17 protein-coding genes and 3 pseudogenes are annotated in these 18,576 nt (G+C 69.5%); 11 read left to right on the top strand and 9 right to left on the bottom strand.

Translation table 11 applies throughout. The features are described from left to right. Nucleotides 1-12: 12 nt before the first annotated feature. Together OH809_RS00735 and OH809_RS00730 are read right to left on the bottom strand one after the other, a co-directional pair. Complete coding sequence (locus OH809_RS00735; RefSeq protein WP_406415388.1) at nt 13-399, bottom strand: fic family toxin-antitoxin system, toxin component; 387 nt, start codon at nt 397-399, stop codon at nt 13-15. Beyond that, complete coding sequence (locus OH809_RS00730) at nt 396-698, bottom strand: DUF1778 domain-containing protein (RefSeq protein WP_406415387.1); 303 nt, start codon at nt 696-698, stop codon at nt 396-398. The genes OH809_RS00735 and OH809_RS00730 overlap by 4 nt, the downstream gene beginning before the upstream one ends. A 1,014-nt stretch (nt 699-1,712) precedes the next feature. Here OH809_RS00730 and OH809_RS00725 point away from each other — a divergent pair. Both OH809_RS00725 and OH809_RS00720 read left to right on the top strand, forming a co-directional pair. After that, a complete protein-coding gene (locus tag OH809_RS00725; RefSeq protein ID WP_406415385.1) occupies nt 1,713-2,546 on the top strand; it encodes a sulfurtransferase in 834 nt (277 codons plus the stop codon). Between the two features lie 43 nt (nt 2,547-2,589). Then, entirely contained in the window at nt 2,590-4,236 is a 1,647-nt protein-coding gene (locus tag OH809_RS00720) for a DUF1416 domain-containing protein (RefSeq protein ID WP_406415383.1), read from the top strand. Between the two features lie 661 nt (nt 4,237-4,897). Here the strand turns inward: OH809_RS00720 and OH809_RS00715 are convergent. Together OH809_RS00715 and OH809_RS00710 are read right to left on the bottom strand one after the other, a co-directional pair. Beyond that, nucleotides 4,898-5,842: a lysylphosphatidylglycerol synthase domain-containing protein gene (locus OH809_RS00715; protein WP_406415381.1), complete on the bottom strand. Its 945-nt coding sequence runs from the start codon at nt 5,840-5,842 to the stop codon at nt 4,898-4,900. A gap of 32 nt (nt 5,843-5,874) precedes the next feature. Then, a pseudogene (locus tag OH809_RS00710) lies at nt 5,875-6,747 on the bottom strand (hypothetical protein); the annotation flags it as partial. Between the two features lie 93 nt (nt 6,748-6,840). Between OH809_RS00710 and OH809_RS00705 the strand changes: the two are divergent. The 8 genes and pseudogenes from OH809_RS00705 (at nt 6,841) to OH809_RS00670 (ending at nt 13,819) form a co-directional block, all read left to right on the top strand. Then, nucleotides 6,841-7,287, top strand: a complete 447-nt coding sequence (locus OH809_RS00705) for a hypothetical protein (protein ID WP_406415379.1) — start codon at nt 6,841-6,843, stop codon at nt 7,285-7,287. A 103-nt stretch (nt 7,288-7,390) separates the two neighbouring features. After that, nucleotides 7,391-7,852: a BlaI/MecI/CopY family transcriptional regulator gene (locus tag OH809_RS00700; RefSeq protein WP_406415378.1), complete on the top strand. Its 462-nt coding sequence runs from the start codon at nt 7,391-7,393 to the stop codon at nt 7,850-7,852. Then, nucleotides 7,828-9,678 carry a phosphatidylglycerol lysyltransferase domain-containing protein gene (locus tag OH809_RS00695; RefSeq protein ID WP_406415376.1) on the top strand — a complete coding sequence of 617 codons (1,851 nt, stop codon included), beginning with the start codon at nt 7,828-7,830 and terminating at the stop codon, nt 9,676-9,678. Before OH809_RS00700 ends, OH809_RS00695 begins: the two co-directional genes overlap by 25 nt. Nucleotides 9,679-9,756: 78 nt before the next feature. Continuing rightward, a complete protein-coding gene (locus tag OH809_RS00690) occupies nt 9,757-10,143 on the top strand; it encodes a hypothetical protein (RefSeq protein ID WP_406415374.1) in 387 nt (128 codons plus the stop codon). A 212-nt stretch (nt 10,144-10,355) separates the two neighbouring features. After that, nucleotides 10,356-10,739: a BlaI/MecI/CopY family transcriptional regulator gene (locus tag OH809_RS00685; protein ID WP_406415372.1), complete on the top strand. Its 384-nt coding sequence runs from the start codon at nt 10,356-10,358 to the stop codon at nt 10,737-10,739. Then, a complete protein-coding gene (locus OH809_RS00680; protein WP_406415370.1) occupies nt 10,736-11,950 on the top strand; it encodes a M48 family metalloprotease in 1,215 nt (404 codons plus the stop codon). Before OH809_RS00685 ends, OH809_RS00680 begins: the two co-directional genes overlap by 4 nt. Nucleotides 11,951-12,567: 617 nt before the next feature. Continuing rightward, nucleotides 12,568-13,418: pseudogene (locus OH809_RS00675) on the top strand (IS5 family transposase). Then, nucleotides 13,415-13,819: a hypothetical protein gene (locus OH809_RS00670; protein ID WP_406415368.1), complete on the top strand. Its 405-nt coding sequence runs from the start codon at nt 13,415-13,417 to the stop codon at nt 13,817-13,819. Before OH809_RS00675 ends, OH809_RS00670 begins: the two are co-directional and overlap by 4 nt. 147 nt (nt 13,820-13,966) lie before the next feature. Here the strand turns inward: OH809_RS00670 and OH809_RS00665 are convergent, their stop codons facing one another. After that, entirely contained in the window at nt 13,967-14,158 is a 192-nt protein-coding gene (locus OH809_RS00665; RefSeq protein ID WP_406415366.1) for a hypothetical protein, read from the bottom strand. A gap of 411 nt (nt 14,159-14,569) precedes the next feature. Between OH809_RS00665 and OH809_RS00660 the strand changes: the two are divergent. After that, a pseudogene (locus OH809_RS00660) lies at nt 14,570-14,812 on the top strand (transposase); the annotation flags it as partial. 75 nt (nt 14,813-14,887) lie between these two features. On the opposite strand, the gene OH809_RS00655 reads toward OH809_RS00660, so the two are convergent. The 4 genes from OH809_RS00655 to OH809_RS00640 form a co-directional block, all read right to left on the bottom strand. Then, nucleotides 14,888-15,598, bottom strand: coding sequence for an IS6 family transposase (locus OH809_RS00655; RefSeq protein ID WP_406424636.1), 711 nt, complete (start codon nt 15,596-15,598; stop codon nt 14,888-14,890). Nucleotides 15,599-15,814: 216 nt separating this feature from the next. Beyond that, entirely contained in the window at nt 15,815-17,077 is a 1,263-nt protein-coding gene (locus tag OH809_RS00650; protein WP_406415364.1) for an RICIN domain-containing protein, read from the bottom strand. 108 nt (nt 17,078-17,185) lie between these two features. Next, nucleotides 17,186-17,431: an alpha/beta fold hydrolase gene (locus tag OH809_RS00645; protein ID WP_406424634.1), complete on the bottom strand. Its 246-nt coding sequence runs from the start codon at nt 17,429-17,431 to the stop codon at nt 17,186-17,188. 345 nt (nt 17,432-17,776) lie between these two features. Next, the gene (locus OH809_RS00640; RefSeq protein WP_406415362.1) at nt 17,777-18,469 is read right to left on the bottom strand and encodes an alpha/beta fold hydrolase; all 693 of its coding nucleotides are present in this window, start codon (nt 18,467-18,469) and stop codon (nt 17,777-17,779) included. Between the last annotated feature and the right edge of the window lie 107 nt (nt 18,470-18,576).

Genomic DNA, 18,576 nt, shown 5'->3' with positions numbered 1-18,576 from the left:
CTGCCCGAGGAGTCAGGTGACAGTCCAGCCGTGCAGCTGGCGGGCGATCCGGGCGACACCGAGCGCCCCGGAGGCGGCGTCCCGAACGAGTGCGAGGGCTGCTTTGGGCGGGTAGTCGAGCCGGTGTCCGTTGAGGGCGAGGTAGGCCTCGGCGGAGTGCCAGGCGAATGCTTCGTTGGAATGCTCCAGGCAAGGCAACTTCGCCAGGGTCTGGAGGAGGGCTGCTGCTTTGAGGTGCAGGGAGCCGTAGATGGCACGGTCCATGGCTTGGGCGTTGACGCGCGCGACCGCGGCATAGAGGGGGCCGTAGTCGTCGACCTGGGGGTCGCCGTCGAGGAGCTCGGCGGCGTGCAGCAGGTAGGTGACGTCGAGCGGGTGGATCGGCTCGGGCTGGGTCACGCGGCGTGGCCCTGCCCCTGCTGCTCGAACTCGCGCGCCTGCTGCTCAGCGGCACGCTGCTCCGCGGTGGCGTCGATGCTGCTGGGCTCGGCGGCGAACGCGGCGCCGCTGCGAGCCATCGATTCCTTGAAACTGTCCAGGAACCTGTGCTCGATGGCGGTGGCGCGGGCGTAGGCGGCGGACAGGATGTACTCCTGCATGCTGACCCCTTCCTGCTTTGCGGCGGCCGCGATGGCGGCCCGCTGCTCGGGATCGGGGAAGCGTAGGTTCATGGCCTTGGGCTCCGACATGGTATCCATGGTACCAGCGGTACCAACTCAGTGCCCAGACCTCCGCCATCTGCTACCCCGGGAGCCGTGAAACTCGGCTGCCTGGAGAAGCTCGGCTTGACCAGTCGCAACGGATGGCACTCGCGCTCCTGCCGACTCACCGATAGCGACAGGAGCGGAACGGTCGGCACCCATACCTCCGGTTTGCGCTCAGCTCGCCGTCGCTCAGGTGGCCGAGCGCCTGCAGGTGGGTGCTTGGTTTCGAGCGCGACAGGAACAGGTAGCGGTACCAACGCAGCAGTTCAAGACGTTACTCGTTGCTCCAGTAGGCCAGCCTGGTTTTCCCTCCCCCATGACCGTGTTGGCGGGGTCGCTGGAGTGCGGGCCGCAGTCGCCCGGTTCAGGATGCTTGTAGGCGGCCTGGAACTTCTGCAGCATGGCGTAGTCGAGGTCAAGCGGCGCGGCGTAGAAGATCCCAAACGTGCGTAGGTGCTGCAGGATCGTGCGAATCTCTTTGGGCTCGAGATCGTCGCGGATGTCGCTGGCCTCGTCGTAGCTTTGGAGCCCTTCCGCCGCGGACCTCGGGCCCGTGGCCTGGAACGCGATCCTGCGAGCCGCTCACGGAGAGCAGTTCTTCACCTACGCACCCGTGATCGTCTTCCCCGTCAGCCGGCAGGACACCGGCTCCGGCGTCTTCACCCTCGCCGCCGCGGCCCGGCCGCTACGAACTGGTGTGCAACGAACCCGGCCACTACGCCGCTGGCATGTACGCCGAGCTCGATGTGACCGGCCGGTAGAGGCCACCGCCCGCGGGATCCGGGGCCGCCCGCTACGGCGTACGCCAGATGCCAGAGCGGCGCCCAGGGGCTTGGAGCGAGCCTCCAGCCATCGTCAGCACCGGCGACGTCTTCCAGCGGCCCTGCGACCGGCGCGCTCCAGCTCTGGAGCGGGGTCCTGTAGTTGCCAGGCGGATCCTGATGTTGACGCCTTCCGAGGCAGGGGTTGTGCTGGAAGAGGGGTACACCCCGAGTGAAAGGCATGCCCATGAGCCGTGACCAATCCCTGGTCGACGCCGACTGGGTGCAGCAGCACGTGGACGACGCGAGCATGGTGATCGCCGAGGTCGACGAGGATGTGAGCGCCTACGACGCCGGTCACATCCCGGGCGCGGTGAAGCTGGACTGGAAGAACGATCTGCAGGATCCGGTCCGCCGCGATTTCGTGGACCAGAAGCGCTTTGAGGAGCTGATGTCGGAGCGCGGCATCACGCCCGACCACACCGTTGTCCTGTACGGCGGCAACAACAACTGGTTCGCCGCTTATGCCTACTGGTACTTCAAGGTCTACGGGCACGAGCGCGTGCGCCTGCTCGACGGCGGTCGCAAAATCTGGGAACTGCAGTTGCGGCCGCTCACCGACGAGGTGCCGCAGCGACCGAGGACCGGCTACACCGCCAAGGAGCCGGACTACTCGATCCGGGCTTTCCGTGACGAGGTGCTGGCCTCGGTCGGGCAGCAGAACCAGAACCTGATCGACGTCCGCTCCCCCCAGGAGTTCTCAGGTGAGCTGCTGGCCCCCGCCCATTTGCCGCAGGAGCAGGCACAGCGCGGTGGTCACATCCCCGGTGCCAGAAACGTCCCCTGGTCCAAGGCGGCCAACGACGACGGCACCTTCAAGACAGACGAGGAACTCCGGGCGCTCTACCTCGACGCAGGCGTCGACTTTGACCGCGACACCATCGCCTACTGCCGGATCGGCGAGCGCAGCGCCCACACCTGGTTCGTCTTCCACGAACTGCTCGACCACCCCAACGTGAAGAACTACGACGGCTCGTGGACCGAGTACGGCTCGATGGTCGGCGTTCCGATCGAGAAGTGACCCCGCCGGAAGCATAGGCGGGGCTGCGCGAGACGGATCAGAGATGACCGCGACACCCGTGGATCCCAAACCCACCACCCGAACCGTCGTGACCGGCCGCGTCCAGGTCGCCGACGGGCCGGCCGCGGGCGTCTGGGTCCGGCTGCTCGATCCGGCAGGGGAGTTCGTCGGTGAGGCAGTCACCTCCGCGATTGGGGAATTCCGCTTCTACGTGCCCCCGGGGCACTGGGTGCTGCGGGCGCTCTCGCCGCGTGGTGTCACGGAGATGCCGGTCGAGGCGGAGCCGGGCCGGGCCACCCAGGCCGAGCTGCGGCTCTCCGAGCGGCTGCCCGATAGCGTGGAGATCATCCAGATCTCCACGCTCAGCCTCGGGAACCGCAGCTACCTGATCACGGACGGGTCGGTCGCGGTCGCCGTGGACCCGCAACGTGACCTGGAGCGCGTCACCAGTGTGCTCGAGGACCGCGGCCTGCGGCTCGACACGGTCGTGGAGACCCACCTGCACAACGACTATGTGACAGGCGGTCTGGAGCTCGCCCGCCGCTGCCAGGCGGCTTACGCGGTGCCAGCCGGGCCGCCCCTTGGCTTCGACGCCGTCCGGGTCGGCGACGGCGACCAACTGACGGCCGGGAAGCTGCGGATCCAGGTGATCGCCACACCCGGGCACACCGACCACCACCTCGCCTACGCCTTCGCGCCCGCCGACGGGGCGCCTCGGCTGGTATGCACCGGCGGCTCCCTGTTGTACGGCACCACGGGCCGTACCGACCTCATGGATGCAGACCTGGCCGAGCCGCTCGCCCACCAGCAGTACCGATCAGTGCGCCACCTGGCCGAGGTACTACCCGACGACACTGTCATCCTGCCGACCCACGGCTTCGGCAGCTTCTGCGCCGCGACGACCGTCGGCGCGGTCCAACGCTCCACCATCGGCCGCGAGCGGGCCGTGAACCCTGTCTTCAGCCAAACCGAAGACGCCTTCGTGACCGGGACACTGACGGGTCTGGAGCCCTGCCCCGCGTACTACCGCCGGATGGCGCCGATCAACGCTGCCGGGCCGCCGCCCCGCGCCTCGCTCCCCGGGCCAAGGCTTGCGGATCCGGCCGAACTGGCCGACCGGATCACAGCGGGCGAGTGGGTGGTCGACGTGCGTCCGCGAGCCGACTACGCGCCGGTCCATCTGCCGGGCACGGTCAACTTCGACGCCTCCGGATCCCTTGCCACCTACCTCGGCTGGCTGGTGCCGTTCGACGCCCCCGTCACCCTGCTGGCCGCCGACCACAACGAGTTGCAGGCAGCCCGCATCGAGCTGCTGCGGATCGGCTTCGACCATCTTGCGGCTGCCGCCGTCGGAAACCCGCTCGAATGGGTCGGCCCACAAGAGCTGGCCTCCTACCCGCGATCCGACTTCGCCACCCTCGCCACTGTCCGGCCCGGGCGACAGGTGGAGGTCCTGGACGTCCGCAGTGACCGCGAGTGGCGCTCCGGCCACCTGCCCGGCGCCCGTCACATCCCGCTGCCCGAACTGCCCAATGCCATCGTGTCCCTGCCGGAGGCCGAGCACTGGGTGCACTGCCGCAGCGGCTTCCGGGCCGCGATCGCCGCCTCGCTGCTCGCCGCCGTCGGACACCAGGTCGTCCTCATTGACGACACCGTCGAGCACGCGCGCCCCGTGGTGCAGGAGGGTTAGCGCACAGAGGTTCGAGACCGAGTCCGGCTGAGGTCGGCAGGCCACTCCGTTGGGCAGCGCCCCATCGGCTCCCCGGGGGCATCGATGCGGCGGCGGCATGGGGTGGAGGCGTGCCACGCGGCCGCGGCGCAGGGGCCGAGGTAGGGCATCATCCCGGGCGCGTCGACCTCAACCACGGTGACGCTGCGGCCCGGCCGCTCCGAACTGGTGTGCAACGAACCCGGCCGGTGGCGTCCACGCCCGCGGGATCCGGGGCGCTGCACGCCCTGCGCGTGCGCCGAGCCCACGCCCCGGCCCCGGCGCTCGGTGAGACCGGTGCCGCGCTCCCGGTGCCCCCGCTAACCCCGATGCGGCAGGCTGGACCCCGGACTCCTCCCAGCACCGCTCCCACCACAACGCAACGAAAGGTGCATCCCACGTCCCACACCAGTGACGGCGACGAGCGGCTGGTTCCAGCCTTGGCCTGACCATCGTGCGCGCCGTCGCCGTCACCCATGGCGGCATCGCATTCGCTCGCAACCGGCCCTGCGGCGGCGCCGTCATCGGCTTCACGGCCCCTCCGCCGGCGCCGAGCACTCCCGTACGCCGGCCGATGCTCACCCCGCGTCCCTGCGCTCGTGACTGGCGTGTCCTCCCCGTGGAACCCTCGGCCGAGGCCGGGTCACAGCACCTTGCGGCGCACCAGGAGAGCCAGCACCAGCAGCCCCGGGACCAACGGCAGCCAAACCGTCAGCAGCCGGTAGCCGAGGACGACCGTCGCGGCTGCGCCGCCCGGGATCCCGGCCGTGACCAGAGCCAGGGCGAGCGCGGCATCCAGGGAACCGATACCGCCGGGGGTGGGCAGCAGGACGGCGGCACTGCTCGCCGCCAGGTACGCCAGGGCGACCCGGGCGGCGGGCAGCGGCATATCGAGGGCCTGGGTGACGGCGTACACGACGAGGGCATGCGATGCGGCGAAGGCGAGCGAGCCGGCCCACAACGCCGCCGCTCGCGCCGGGCGTTCGTGCACCGCCCTCACCTGCGCGAGCGCCGTCTGGAGCAGGCCGCGGATCCGGGTGCGCAGCAGACGGGCGAGGAGTGCAATGGTCGCCGCGGCGGACACGAGGAGCATGGCGGGGATGCCTGCGGGAAGGTGCGGCAGGCGGAGGATGCCGGGGCAGGCCACGCTGAGCCCGGTGATCAGGGCGGCGCGCGAGGTGGCGCTCGCGGTGGCCTTCAGGGCGAGGGCGGTCGCTGTGTCGGTGGGGGTGAGTCCGCAGCGGGTCAAAAAGCGCCAGTTGACCGCGCCCGCGCCGACTCCGGCGGGCAGGACGTGGTTGGCGGCGGACGCGGCGAACTGGGCTGCCACCAGCCGTCCGGCGGGCAGTGGTTCGGTGACCGTGCCCTGCTGGGCGAGGGCCGCGCAGCCCCACGTCAATGCGGCGGCGGTGGCCGCTACGAGCAGCCAGCCGCGGTCGGCGGCGGCCAACTCCTGCGCCCCGGTGTCGATGACCGTCCAGTGCCGGGCCGCGAGCACGGCCGCGACGAGCAGGACGAGCAGCGTGGCCGCGGTGTGCCAGGAGGCCCGCCTTCCCGAGATGACGGGTGCGTCGGACGGTGTGGTCATCGGCGTCCGCTCTCCGGTGCGGCGGGAGCGACATAGGCGAGCAGTGGCTCGGCCGGCATGGTCCCGGTACACGGGCGGCACAGAGTACGTCCGGCCAGGCTGCGCAGCTGGTCGTCGACGGCGTTGTTGAAGCCCAGGCCGTCCTGGATCCGGGAGCCCCCGGTCAGCCGGGCGCCCAGCCCGCCGTAACTGAGGTGCGCCTCGATCACCCACTCGCCCGCCCCAGCCACCAGCCCCGCCACCAGAGCGAACAGCAGCCGCCAGTAGCGCCACCGGCGCACGACGACCAACGCCACGAGCAGCGGCAGACTCACCCATACGGCGTCCGCTGGCCGCATCCACGCCGTCAGTGCCGCACTCGCCGCCAGCCCCCACACCGCACCGTGCCGGGTGCGGTCGGACTGGGCGCGCAGGAAGCAGCCGACGCCCGCGAGCGCGCCGGTCGCGACCGAGTAGTTGGGCATCGCCTGCGGACCGTAGAACACGGTCACCCACAGGCTCGCGAACAGGGCACCCGCCAACGCCAGCACCCGTACTGGAGACAGCCCCCGCCAAGCGCGGAGGGCAAGGAACAGTCCGAGGCCGGACAGCAGCGACAGATAGACCCGCAGCAGCGGCGTGGACGACGTCCACGAGGCGATCGGGGCGACCAGCAGGGAGACCCCGCGGGCACGCGGCGCGCTGAAGAACGCGGCCGGTGCGTGGGAGCTGACCTGGCTGACGTAAACCGACTCGTCCCAGCCCAGCCCCATCCCGGGCCGCACCATGACGAACTGCGCCAAGGTGAACGCGCCCGCCACCGCCGCCAGCCACCACTCGCCGCTCCGGTCCCACCGCGTGCCCGTGATCAGCGGCGGCTCACGACGGGCGGCACGGTTGAACGTCGTGTTCAGGGTCTTGGTCATCACTCGCCCCTCGCGCCCTACAAGATGTAGGGTTTCCATTACCCTACAGACTGTAGGAACGGTGGCGAATGCTGGCGAACGCTAGGGACGAACATGGTCAAACTGACGGACAGTTCGCAGGAGTGCAGCGCGGAGGTCGACGAGGTCTGGCCACGCGACAGACAGATCCTGCTGCGCCTGTCTCTGGTCGGAGCGACGGCCGAGAAGGCTGTCCTCGTCCTCAAGGCCCGCGACGGAAGCCGCGCCGAGATGCGCCTGCCGACCGACGACTACGGCGACCGGTTCCAGGTGCGGATCCCGCTGGAAGCCCTGGCCACCGCCTGCACCGCCCGGGAATGGATCTGGGACCCGTACCTCGACTGTCGCGATGCGGGCATGGGCGAGGAGCCGCTGCGGGTGGGCAGGCATTGGGATGACATCGCCGGCAAGCACAAGTCCTTCGTCTATCCGGCGCAGCGCGCCGCCGGGGTGCGGGTGGAGCCGTACTTCACCGTCAAGGACAACCTGTCGATTGTCTGCGCGCGGGAGCAGGCCGGGTGAGGATCCGTTTCCTGCTGCTGAACATGTACCCGGTCGGCGGCACCGCGCGCACGGTCGTCGACGGGGAGCGCCTGTGCGCCGACCCGGTGAGGGTGAGACGACCGTGACCGCGGGCCGCGGCGAGCGGCAGGGCGCTCGTGAGCTGGAGAGCGAGGTTCTCGCCGCCCTGTGGGCCACCGGCCGGGCGCTGACCGCGGCCGAGATCCAGGCCGAGACCGGCGGCGATCTCGCGCGCGACACCCTGCGCGTCATCCTCCAGCACCTTGGCGAGCAGGACCTCGTCCGGCCCGCCCCTGACACCGACGGAGCCTACGAACCCGTGCGGAATGCCGCCGAGATGACCGCCGAGGTCATGTACCAGGTCCTCGACCGAAAACACGCCGCGGGCCGTGGGGCTCCGTCTCCGGACGCGCCCGCACCCCAGCTCGTGCCCCGTCCTCGCCGACGCCCCTGGGGCATTCGTGCCGCACGCAACACACCTGCCCGCCAGTCCCCGTCCCCGCCGGTACCCCCGGCCTCTCGTCAAGGTGATCCCTCACGGTGCCCGCACACCAGCCAGTCCTGATCCCCAAGCAGCGATCCCCGCTCCCGCACCACGCCCCCGCACAGGCCGGACGGCCGCATACTCTCCTACGGCTCCGGCCACGGGCAGCCGCGGCCACGGTCTGGTACCTGCGGCTGCTCGCCTTGCTCAACATTGCGGCGGTGGTCTCGCTGCCGTTCCGTGAAGAGGTTCACGAGCACAACGTGGGCGAGTTCTTCACCCCGTACCTGGCCACCGCCGGCCTGGTCTCGGCGGCGCTGGCCCTGTTCCTCGCCGTGGTGATGCGGCGCCGCAAACGGGCCGCGTGGATCTTCAACATGCTGCTCGCGGGCCCTTTGTTCGCGCTCTACGTCCTCGCGCTGACTCAGGACCCGTACCGCCAGCATGCGTTCAACTGGCTCTCCGCCCTGCTCACCGGCCTGTTCGTGACCGCGCTGCTGCTCGGCCGCACGGAGTTCCAGGCCGTCGGGGACCGCTCCAACCCGAAGCTGGCCATGGCCGTGGGAGTCGTCGGCATCCTGGTCAGCGGCACCATCGGCACCCTCCTCGTCGGCGCCACCAACCGGCTGTCCGGAGCCTCCCTGCACGACCGCATCGCCTACACCCTGCTGCGCGGCATCAGCGTCGGCCCGTTCGCCGACCGCGTCGACGCCGTGCACGCGCCCCGCTGGGTGGACGTCACGATCAACATTCTGATCGCCGCGACTTTCCTCCTCGTCCTGTACGCCTGCTTCCGCGCCCCGCGGGGCCGCGATCTGCTCGGCGAAGTGGATGAAAAACGCCTGCGCGAACTGCTGGCGAAGCACGGCGAGCGCGACTCCCTCGGCTACTTCGCGCTGCGCCGCGACAAGGCCGTCATCTGCTCCCCCAGCGGCAAGGCCGCCGTCACCTACCGGGTGATCGGCGGCGTGACCCTGGCCTCCGGCGACCCGATCGGCGACCCAGAGGCATGGCCCGGCGCCATCGAGGCGTGGCTGGACGAGGCGCGTCGGCACGCCTGGACGCCGGCCGTGATGGGCGCGAGCGAGGAGGCCGGAACGATCTACGCCCGGCACGGCCTGGACGCCCTGGAGCTGGGCGACGAGGCCATCGTGGACCTGGCCGACTTCACCCTCGAAGGGCGCGCCATGCGGGGCGTACGGCAGGCGCACAACCGCGTGCGCCGCGCCGGGTACACCGTGCGCATCCGCTGCCACGGAGACATCCCCGACAGCGACATGACCACCCTGATCGACAACGCCGACCACTGGCGGGACGGTGCGACCGAACGCGGCTTCTCCATGGCGCTGGGACGGCTCGGCGACCCGGACGACGGCCGCTGCGTGATGCTGGAGTGCCGCGACAGCCAGGGGGAGCCCCGGGCCCTGCTGAGCTTTGTGCCCTGGGGCGAGCACGGGCTGTCGCTGGACCTGATGCGCCGCGACCGCGCCTGCGAGAACGGCCTGATGGAGTTCATGGTCGTCGAACTCCTCCTGCACGCGACCGAGTTAGGGGTACGGCGGGTCTCGCTGAACTTCGCCATGTTCCGCGCCGTCTTCGAACGCGGCGCCCGCCTGGGTGCGGGCCCCGTCCTGAGGGGGTGGCGCTCGGTGCTCACCTTGTTCTCCCGCTGGTGGCAGATCGAGTCCCTCTACCGCGCCAACGCCAAGTACCGCCCCGTGTGGGAGCCCCGCTTCCTGCTGTTCGAGAAGACCAGCGACCTCCCGCGTATCGGCATCGCCAGCGCCCGTGCCGAGGGCTTCCTCACCCCACCGAGCCTGCCTGCCCTCTTCCGCCGCCGACGTACCGCGCACATCGCAGACCAGCCCAACTGCCCGACAGAAACGGCAACTTCCGTGAGAACCTGACCGAGTGCCCGGGCAGCAGCACGGCGTCGCACTCGGGCGGGACGTCGCCGGCTGGCCTTCGACGACGCGTCCCGGCAGGTGACTTTCGCAGCCGAATGGTGGGCGGCGCAGCAGTTGCTCCCCTCCGATCCCGAAACGCTCCGGCTGGGGCACGCCATGGCGCAGGGCTGGCTCAATCAAACATCCGCACTGGTCAACGAGGAACCACACGTCTCCATCGGCAGGCTGTTGCTGCTCTACCGCTTGCACAGCCGCCTGGCAAAAGTTCTGCGGCTCGGCTTCTACGCGGCGCTGGGCGCCATGGCTTTGTGGCGTCTCATTCTGATCAGCGAAGTATCCGCACACGGGTCAAGAGATGCCGTGACGGGAGAGACAGTGACGATGGTGCTCATCGCAACGGCACTTCTCCTCCTGCCGTTTTGGGCTGTCTCGGCCGACTCCGCGGTCCGGCGCGCCGAGCGATGAGTGAGGTTCGCCTTGTTCCAGTCGCTACGCGCCCATCGCCACCGCCGAAGCGGGGATCAGTGCGGCCTGCCCGCGCCACGGCCCAGAGTGTCGAGGACATGTTCGCAGCCGGCACTCCGCAGTAAAGCGTGCCAGCCTTGAGCGCCCCGCAGCTGGCTCCGCCAGGACCCGCACCGCCTGCCTGAAAACCCTACGCGCTGTAAGGTGACCGAATGGCAGGTACATCTCCCCACGGCAGAGCGGACCGGCGCAGCGCGGGTGAACTGGAGAGCGAAGTCCTCGCCGCCCTGTGGGCGACGGAACAGGCGCTGACCCCGGCCGAGATCCAGGCCGAGATCGGTGGCGGTCTCGCGTACAACACCGTGCACACCATCCTCAGGCGCCTGTACGACAAGGGGCTTGTGCTTCGTGACGTGGCCGGACGCCGGGGCGCGTACCGGCCGGCGAAGAACGCCGCCGAGCTCACCGCCGAGGCCATGCACCGGGCCCTCGACCGCGGCCCCGACCCGATCGCCGCGCTCCAGCAGTTCGTTACCGGGCTGAGCCCGGAAGAAGAGCGCGCCCTGCGCGACCTGCTCGGCGGGAGCGGTCCGTGAGGATCGACGTCTATATCCCACTCGTCCTGTCCCTGCTCCTGACCACGGTGGCCCCGCAGGTGGGCCTGCGGGTGGCACCCGCCCTGGCCACCCGCGTCCTGACCGTGGCCGCCGTCCTCGCCGCCGCCGCCACCTGGGCCCTGATCCTGCTGGCCGCCACCCTCATCAACGAGGCCCCGCCGGTGGCAGCCGAGGCCCGCGAGGACGGACGGCGCCTGCCCGAACCGGTCCCCGAGATCATCGCGCTGGCCGCGGTCCTGGCCCTCGGCCTCATCGCCCACCGCATCTACCGGGCCCTGCGCACCGAGCACGCCACCCGCCGCACCCTGCACCGCCTGTGCGAGGGCCACCCGGAGGACACCGAACTTATCGTCGCTGCCTCCCCGGTCCCGCAAGCCTTCGCCATCCCGGCCACCTCGACCGCGCCCGGTCGGATTCTGGTCACCGCCGCCATGCTGGGCGCCCTGCAGCCCGCCGAGCGCCGCGTCCTGCTCGCCCATGAACGGGCCCACCTCACTCACCGGCACGCCCTGTACGCGTACGCCGTCGCTCTCGCCTCCGCGGCCAACCCTCTGCTCAACGACAAGGACACGGCCCGCGCCGTCGTCCCGCACCTCTACGACGTCGGCTTCGACTGGCACCCTGAGACGATTCCCTTGGCGGACATCGACTTCATCGTGGCGTACGGCTTCGGGAACCGGGCGCCGGCCGGGGGCGGCGACCCGACGAAGGTGCTCTACGAGCCGGGCCCGGTCAATGAGGAGCTGGCCGATACCGTGGCGAGGATCCGGGCGGTGCGCAACATCCCGGTGTACGCGCAGTGGGAGATCGCGCGGTTCCTGGAGTCCAAGTACCACATGACGCATGTGACGTCGATCGAGCCGGTGATCGCGGCGGACGGCACGATCACTTATCTGAGCACCGACGGAGTCGCCGCCCAGGTCCTGGCAGCCCGCAAGCAGTTGCCCGGCGGTATCGGCACCGCAGGTGTGGTCGGCTTCCGCGATCACATCAAACGCTGTGTACAGACCACGCGGGACCGGGGCATGAAGGCGTACGCTCCGCGCGGCTTCGACATGCCGCACACGTACGACGCCGAGTCCGGTCAGGCCTGGACGCGGCGGCGGGATCTCTACCTGGTCCACGACATGTTCGCCCAGTGGGGGGTGCTGCGGCAGAAGCTGATCGCTCAGGCCTACCCCAACGGCTGACGCCGGGGTCGCCCCTGGCCGCATCCGGGACGACCAGGGGCGGACGTCATCCCGCTCTACCACCCCCTCTGGACCGACGCCGACCCCGGCGACATCGCCTTCGCCGACCAGCACGCCGCCCACGGCAACTTCCGTAACTGGGCCCGCCTCACCGCCAGCCGCCGAAGCGACAAGCTGGGCAGACCAGCGGCTACCACCTGCCCATGCCCAACCGCCGACCTGAAACCGGCCCGAAACCAGTCAGAAGACCACTCCCCAAACCACGTCGGTGGATCAGGGCTTAGGCCTCCCTGTTTCGCTTCGGGTGTTTGAGCTGGTCCCATCGCGGTGTGCCGGTGATTTCGTTTGCCGGTCGGTGGTGGGTATGGCTGGGGCCCAGGGGCATTGCGCGATTGGGATTGGTCCGGTTCGCCGGTCTCGTGAGTGACGTGGCGTCATGTCCGCTGTGTGGCAAGGGGTCCGGGAGAGCAGAGCAGGCACGGTGCTGGTGATCATGTGGTTGTCGAGACCCATGAGAGGGCGGTTTGTAAGACTTTAAGTGTTTTTGTCGTCGCCTGATGGTGTGGGTGCGGGCGGAATCTACCGGTCCGCAGACGGTGGTCTGTTGGGGTGGCGGGGTGAGTGAACGCACGCCGTACCCAAGCGACTTATCGGACGAGCAGCGGGCTCTGATCGACCCGGTGATCACGGCGTGGAAGGAACGGCACCGCTCGGTCAGCGGCCATCAGGGCGCCTACGCGATGAGGGAGATCGTGAACGCGCTCCTCTGTCAGGGCCGGACCGACTGCCAATGGGCCTACCTCCCGCACGATCTGCCGCCGAAGAGCGCGACGTACTACTACTTCGCCGCCTGGCGCGACGACGGAACCGACCAGGTCATCCATGAACTCCTGCGCTGCCAGGTGAGGGAGAAGGCCCGCCGATTAGAGGACCCGACCCTGGTGGTCCTGGACACCCAGAGTGTCCGCGTGGCCGCTGGGGTCCCGGCCGCCACGACCGGCCGGGATCCGGCGAAGAAGGTCCCGGGGCCGCAAGCGGGGACTGGCCGTTGACGTGCTCGGTCTGGTCATCGTCGTCATCGTGCTGGCCGCGAACACGCACGACAACGCCGCGGGGGTCGCCCTGCTGAACCAGGTCGTCGAGCACGCCGGGGAAACCGTCCGCAAGGCCCTGGTCGACCAGGGCTTCAAGAAACCAGGTCGTCGCGCACGGCAGCGGCCTGGGCATCGAGGTCGAGATCGTCGAACGAAACCCGCAGGAGGCGGGGTTCGTCCCGCAGCCGAAGCGGTGGACAGTCGAGCAGACCTACGGCGTCTTGATACTGCACCGGCGCCTGGTCCGCGACTACGAGCACCACCTGTCCTCCTCCGCCTCGCGCGTCTACTGGGCGATGGCCCACGTCATGGTCCGCCGCCTGACCGGAGCGAGCACTCCCACCTGGCGCGATGCGGAAGCGGTGACGGCGTGAACATCAAGCCCCTGCTCGACGCGCTCGACCTCCAGGAAGACGCCGCCCGGGCCCTGGCCGACGAACTCCGCACGCAGATCGACGAACTGCAGGGCCGGCTGCGGGAGGCTGAGACCCATCTCGAGCACCTCGCGATCACCAGGAAGACCATCACTGCTCTCGCTGACCGCCTCCCGGTCCAGTCGGCCTCGCCAGACCTGCCCGAGCACCCGGACTACCCCCGCATCCTCACCGTCTTCAACGAGGCCACCGGCCCCCTCAGGGCTCGCGACGTCTGCCAAGCCCTCGACCACGAACTGCTGCCGAAGGACATCGAAGGCACCCGCGCCAAGCTGAAACGTCTCGTCAAGCTCAACGTCCTCACCGAGGTCGACGCTGGCAGCTTCATCAGGAAGCAGTAGCCGACGGAAGCTCCGCGACCAGCAGCCTTGCCCCAACCTCACCCAGAAACGGATATCGGCTCTCGAACCCGTCCTCTGATCACCTGGCCCAAGCCTCACCTCGACGATCACGGAGGACATCCGGATCCGCGTGCGTCGCGCCTCGGCTCAGCTCCCCCTCGGCACCTCGATGTCGTAGACCAGCGCATACACGATGTCCCGGGCCTGGCGTAGGTCGTAGCCCGTCGCGTCCACGATCACTTTGAGCGCTCGAAGGGTGTCGCCACCCAGCATGAACATGCGCGCATCGGCCTGCGCCTCGGCCGGAACCGGCAAGGAACGGGCTCGCCGTGGATCCACGCTCCGCGGGATCCTCGGCAGCCCGCCCTCCTTTTTCCTGCCCCCCAACACCTTCAGTCCCCAACCCCTCACCCGGACGACCAGTTCGCGGAGCGCATCCTACGCGGACGGGCGCTCAGGCAGATTCAACGTCCTCGCCAAAGCCGACGCCGGCGGCGTCGCCAGGAAGCAGTCGCCGGCCGAAGCCCCGGGACCAGCAGCCTTGCGCCAACCTCACCCAGAAACGGATATCAGCTGACGAACCGTCCTCTCATAGCGTCACGACCGTCTCAGGTTGCGTCCAGGGAAGTGGTGTACAGGTTTCCACCTAAATCGGGAGTTTGATCCCGTAGTTGAGTGAGAAGCCTGAACGCAAGACGGCCACCGGCTGATCCTTCGAGAACGACCAAGCTCTTGAAGGAGAACAGCACGATGACCGCACCCGACAGTGTGCCCTTTGCCGCGCTGCTGGAGGAGAACCTCGCCTCGGCGAGTCCCGACCTGCTGCGGCAGATGGTGAAGACCTTCGCCGACGCCATGATGTCCGCCGACGTCGACACCGCCTGCGGCGCGTCCTACGGCATGCCGAGCGAGGAACGCGTCAACTCCCGCAACGGCTACCGGCACCGCCAGTGGGACACCCGGGCCGGCAGTATCGACCTGGCCATCCCGAGGCGTTGTCACGTTGTTGGGTGCGTGGGTGTCTGACGGTGTGTCGGGGCATGGTGGGGCCGTGCTCCGGGCCGGTGCTCAGGCCCCGGTGGGCAGGCCGGTGGCGCCGGTGATCTGTTCCCAGATGGTGAAGCGGATGGTCATCTCGAGGCGGTGCTGGGGTGCGGTCATCAGGTGGCGGTGGGGCCGGAAGTGGGGTGAGATGCCACTGAACGCGGACAGGAACCGCTGCGCTCCACCGACGGAACGGAAGCCTTTCATCGCTCGTTCGCGTTGCCTGGTGGGCTGGTGGCTGTTCTCGGCCCGGTTGTTCAGTCCCTTGTGCGAGCGGTGCTCGACCGACGGCATCGCCTCGCGGTGGGCAGCGCCGTAGGAGCGGAGCTTGTCGGTGACGACCACCCGCGGCACTACGCGGGTCTTCTTCATCAGACGGCGGAAGAAGCGCCTGGCCGCGGCCTTGTCCCGCCGGTTCTGGACCAGGATGTCCAGGACGTTGCCGTCCTGGTCGACGGCACGCCACAGATACTTCAGCTCGCCGTTGATCCTGATGAACACCTCGTCCAGATGCCACTTGTCGCCGGGCCGGGGACGCCTGCGGCGCAGCCCGTTGGCGTAGGCCTGCCCGAACTTGGCGCACCACCGCCGGACGGTCTCGTGGGAGACGACCACGCCGCGCTCGAGCATCAACTCCTCCACCTCACGGAAGCTGAGCGGGAACCGGAAGTACAACCACACGCAATGGGAGATCACCTCGACCGGGTACCGGTGACCCCTGTACGACGGCGACATGCCCTCCACGGACGACCCCCTCCACCAGCGATCAACCCGAAGATCATCCCGCCCAGTCAGCCAACGTGACAGCGCCGCATCGGCTGCTGCTCCAGGTGGTGAAGGGTGCAAGGCCGTCTGCTGCTCGGGGATCCGACCGTAGTGCAGCATTCGCACGACTCAGTCGGCCTGTCCGCGATGGTCACGCGGCAGCCGAGCCTTCCTCGCTCACGCTCATTACTGGTTGGCGATGACCGGGTGGAGATAGAAGCTCTCGTTCGGGGCGGGGAACCTCCCGAACTGGTCGGGCCACTGGATGACCCACGCGCCGTCGCCCCGGTCGTTGTTGCTGATGTTCGCGTACAGTCCGGTGGCGTTGTTCCTCAACAGCGTCAGGTTCGGCATCCGCGGGTCCGGCCGCTCCAGGGTGAAGTTCTGCGTGTCGCGCTGGTTGCCGCCGGAGCCGGGGACCCCGTCGATGTCGTGGCAGTCCCAGATGCTGAGGTAGTCGCCCCAGCCGGACTGCTGTCCGCGGTTGACGTCGAGGCACTTGCCGCTGTCACTGCTCATGATCCGGTACATCATGTGCCCGGTGGAGGCCGAGGTGCCGATGGCCTGGAGGCGCCAGCGCTGGTTGACCGCTCCGTTGGCGTGGTACTGGACCACGTGCGTGCCGTTGGTGTCGTTGCCCTGGAAGACGTCCAGCAGGCGGTCGCTGTTGTCAGCGTGGATGGTCAGCTCGGGCGGCAGGGCGCCGGCCCGTAGCGCGGAGAAGTAGACCGGCCAGTGGTCGCTGCCGCGGTTGTCCCCGACGGTGGCCTGCCAGTCCTCGGTGTCCACGTTGCTGATCATGTAGTCGAGTTCGTTGCCGCTCTGCTGAGTGGCCTGGCCGCTGTTGTAGATGCGGGCGTCCGCGGGGAGGCCGAGCAGCCGTGCCCGGTCCGGGGTGAGGTTGAAGTCGCCGAGGACGGCCCAGTGGTTGAGTCCGCGGCCGTTGGCTTCGTCGGCGACGTCCTGGACGAGCGGGCGTACGTCGAACCCGTTGCCGGACGCGGCGTGGATGGACGCGAACGCGACGTCGTCGGTGGGGCGGGTGACCATCAGCGCCGGGCGGTACATGCCCTCGATCTCCACCACCTCGCCCGGGACCCACGCCGTGGCGATCGCCAGGTTCCGCGACGTCGTGTACAGGATGTAGAGCTGCCGGGTCACCCCGCGGGCGATGGTCCACTCGTAGTGGTCGATGGAGTTGCCGATGGTGCCGATGTAGCGCGCTCCGGCCGGCGGTTCGTTCGGCACCTCCTGGAGGGCGAGCACGGTGTTGTCCCGGGCGATGGCTGCCGCGCCCTGCCAGCGGTCGCGGCCGACCTGCATGTTCCAGGTGGCGACGCGGTTGGTTTCCGGGTTGGCCGCGTGCGCGGTGCCGCCGCCGGTTGCCAGCAGGCCGCACAGGCAGGCGAGCGTGAAGAGTACGGCGGCCAGGCGGCGCAGTAAGGGCATGGGATGAAGACTCCTTGAGCTGATTGGTTGACTGTGTGTAAGTCGTGTGCCGGCGGTTTCCGGCGCCGTCGGCACACGACTGTGGTTCACGCGGATACCGGCACGGGCTCAGCGGGTGGCGGTTGCGGCTTCCTCCATGAGGCGTTCGACGACGTCTGGGTGACTGATCATCACGACGTGGGACGCGCCGCGGACCTCGACCACGCGGCGCGCGCCGGCCCGCTGGTAATCCCACCGCTCGACGGCTGCCGGAATCGCCTTGTCGACGCCGGCGACCACGCCCCAGGAGGGAATGGTGCGCCAGCCGCAGTGGTCGCGAAGGCGAAGGCGGAGGTGCTGAAGGCCGTTGCTCAGCGGCCATCAGCTGGGTCTCCTTCTTGGACAGGTCGGCGGCGAAGACGTCGCGCAGCCGGTCGGCCTGAATGTAGAGGTCGGTCCCCGTGGTGCCGTCGGGGTAGCGGCCGATGACCTTGCCGAGCTTCGTCCCCGACGTTGGGGACCGAAGGCGGCGACGTAGACCAGGGCCTTGACGTTCGGGTTGCCTGCGGCGGGTGTGCGGCGGCTGCCGCGCCGCGGCGGACCGGGGCTGGCGGGTTCGGGGACGGCGTGCCGGGGCCAGTGGCCGCGGGACGTTCAGCGCCCGCCGCCCGGCCCTTGGGCGGGCGGCGGGCGCTGCCGGGGTGCGGTCTTCGGGTGTGGTCAGCCGGTGGCGGCCTGCTTGATCAGGTTGGCGACGGTGGCGGGCTGGGAGACGTAGACAGCGTGGCTGCCAGCCACCTCCACGGTCTGCGCGCCGATCCGCTCGGCCATGGCGCGCTGGGCCGGGGGCGGGATCATCCGGTCGTCGGTGGCCACCAGGTACCAGGCGGGTTTGGTGCGCCAGGCCGGGGTGGAGACCGCGCCGCCGGCCGCGTCCAGGCCCCAGGGGGTCTGCGAGTCGGCCATGAACTCGGCCTGGGCGGGCGGCAGGTCGCCGGCGAAGGAGTCGGCGAACTTGTCGCGGTCCAGGAGCAGGAAGCCCTCGTTCGGCGGCAGGATCGGCGGGACCGCAGCGCCGGGCGGCGGGTCGGCGATCAGGGAGTTGACCGACTCGCCCTTGTCGGGCGCGAACGCGGCGATGTAGGCCAGCGCCGTCACCTTCTCATGGTTGCCGGCCTCGGTGATCACCACTCCGCCGTAGGAGTGGCCGACCAGGGTCACCGGTCCCGGCTGGGCGTCGATGACCTGCCGGGTGACGGCCACGTCGCCGTCCAGCGAGAGGGTGGGGTTCTGCACGACGGCCACGGTGTAGCCGTCGTCCTTCAGTGCCTCGTACACCCCCTGCCATCCCGAACCGTCCACGAATCCTCCGTGGACGAGCACGATACTCCCGCGCGGTGCGCTGTCGCTCATCGTTCCTCCCGGGTTGTCCGGGCCGGGAATCGCGGCCCGTGCCGAGCACTGTAGGAACGCCATCGGTGCCGTCGCCTCCGTCAAATGACTTAGTTCCGGGGGCTGTT

This window comes from Streptomyces sp. NBC_00873 (assembly GCF_045207415.1).
In the GTDB taxonomy this organism is placed as follows: Bacteria; Actinomycetota; Actinomycetes; order Streptomycetales; family Streptomycetaceae; genus Streptomyces.
The sequence above is the reverse complement of the archived record's forward strand: the minus strand, read 5'-3'. Positions and strand labels throughout refer to the sequence as shown.

Bases quoted from the DNA above. Each gene is read 5' to 3' on its own strand.
- OH809_RS00720 (WP_406415383.1), top strand. From the start codon at position 2,590: ATGACCGCGACACCCGTGGATCCCAAACCCACCACCCGAACCGTCGTG.
- OH809_RS00640 (WP_406415362.1), bottom strand. From the start codon at position 18,469: ATGAGCGACAGCGCACCGCGCGGGAGTATCGTGCTCGTCCACGGAGGA.
- OH809_RS00730 (WP_406415387.1), bottom strand. From the start codon at position 698: ATGGATACCATGTCGGAGCCCAAGGCCATGAACCTACGCTTCCCCGAT.
- OH809_RS00725 (WP_406415385.1), top strand. From the start codon at position 1,713: ATGAGCCGTGACCAATCCCTGGTCGACGCCGACTGGGTGCAGCAGCAC.
- OH809_RS00705 (WP_406415379.1), top strand. From the start codon at position 6,841: ATGGTCAAACTGACGGACAGTTCGCAGGAGTGCAGCGCGGAGGTCGAC.
- OH809_RS00685 (WP_406415372.1), top strand. From the start codon at position 10,356: ATGGCAGGTACATCTCCCCACGGCAGAGCGGACCGGCGCAGCGCGGGT.
- OH809_RS00715 (WP_406415381.1), bottom strand. From the start codon at position 5,842: ATGACCACACCGTCCGACGCACCCGTCATCTCGGGAAGGCGGGCCTCC.
- OH809_RS00650 (WP_406415364.1), bottom strand. From the start codon at position 17,077: ATGCCCTTACTGCGCCGCCTGGCCGCCGTACTCTTCACGCTCGCCTGC.
- OH809_RS00655 (WP_406424636.1), bottom strand. From the start codon at position 15,598: ATGTCGCCGTCGTACAGGGGTCACCGGTACCCGGTCGAGGTGATCTCC.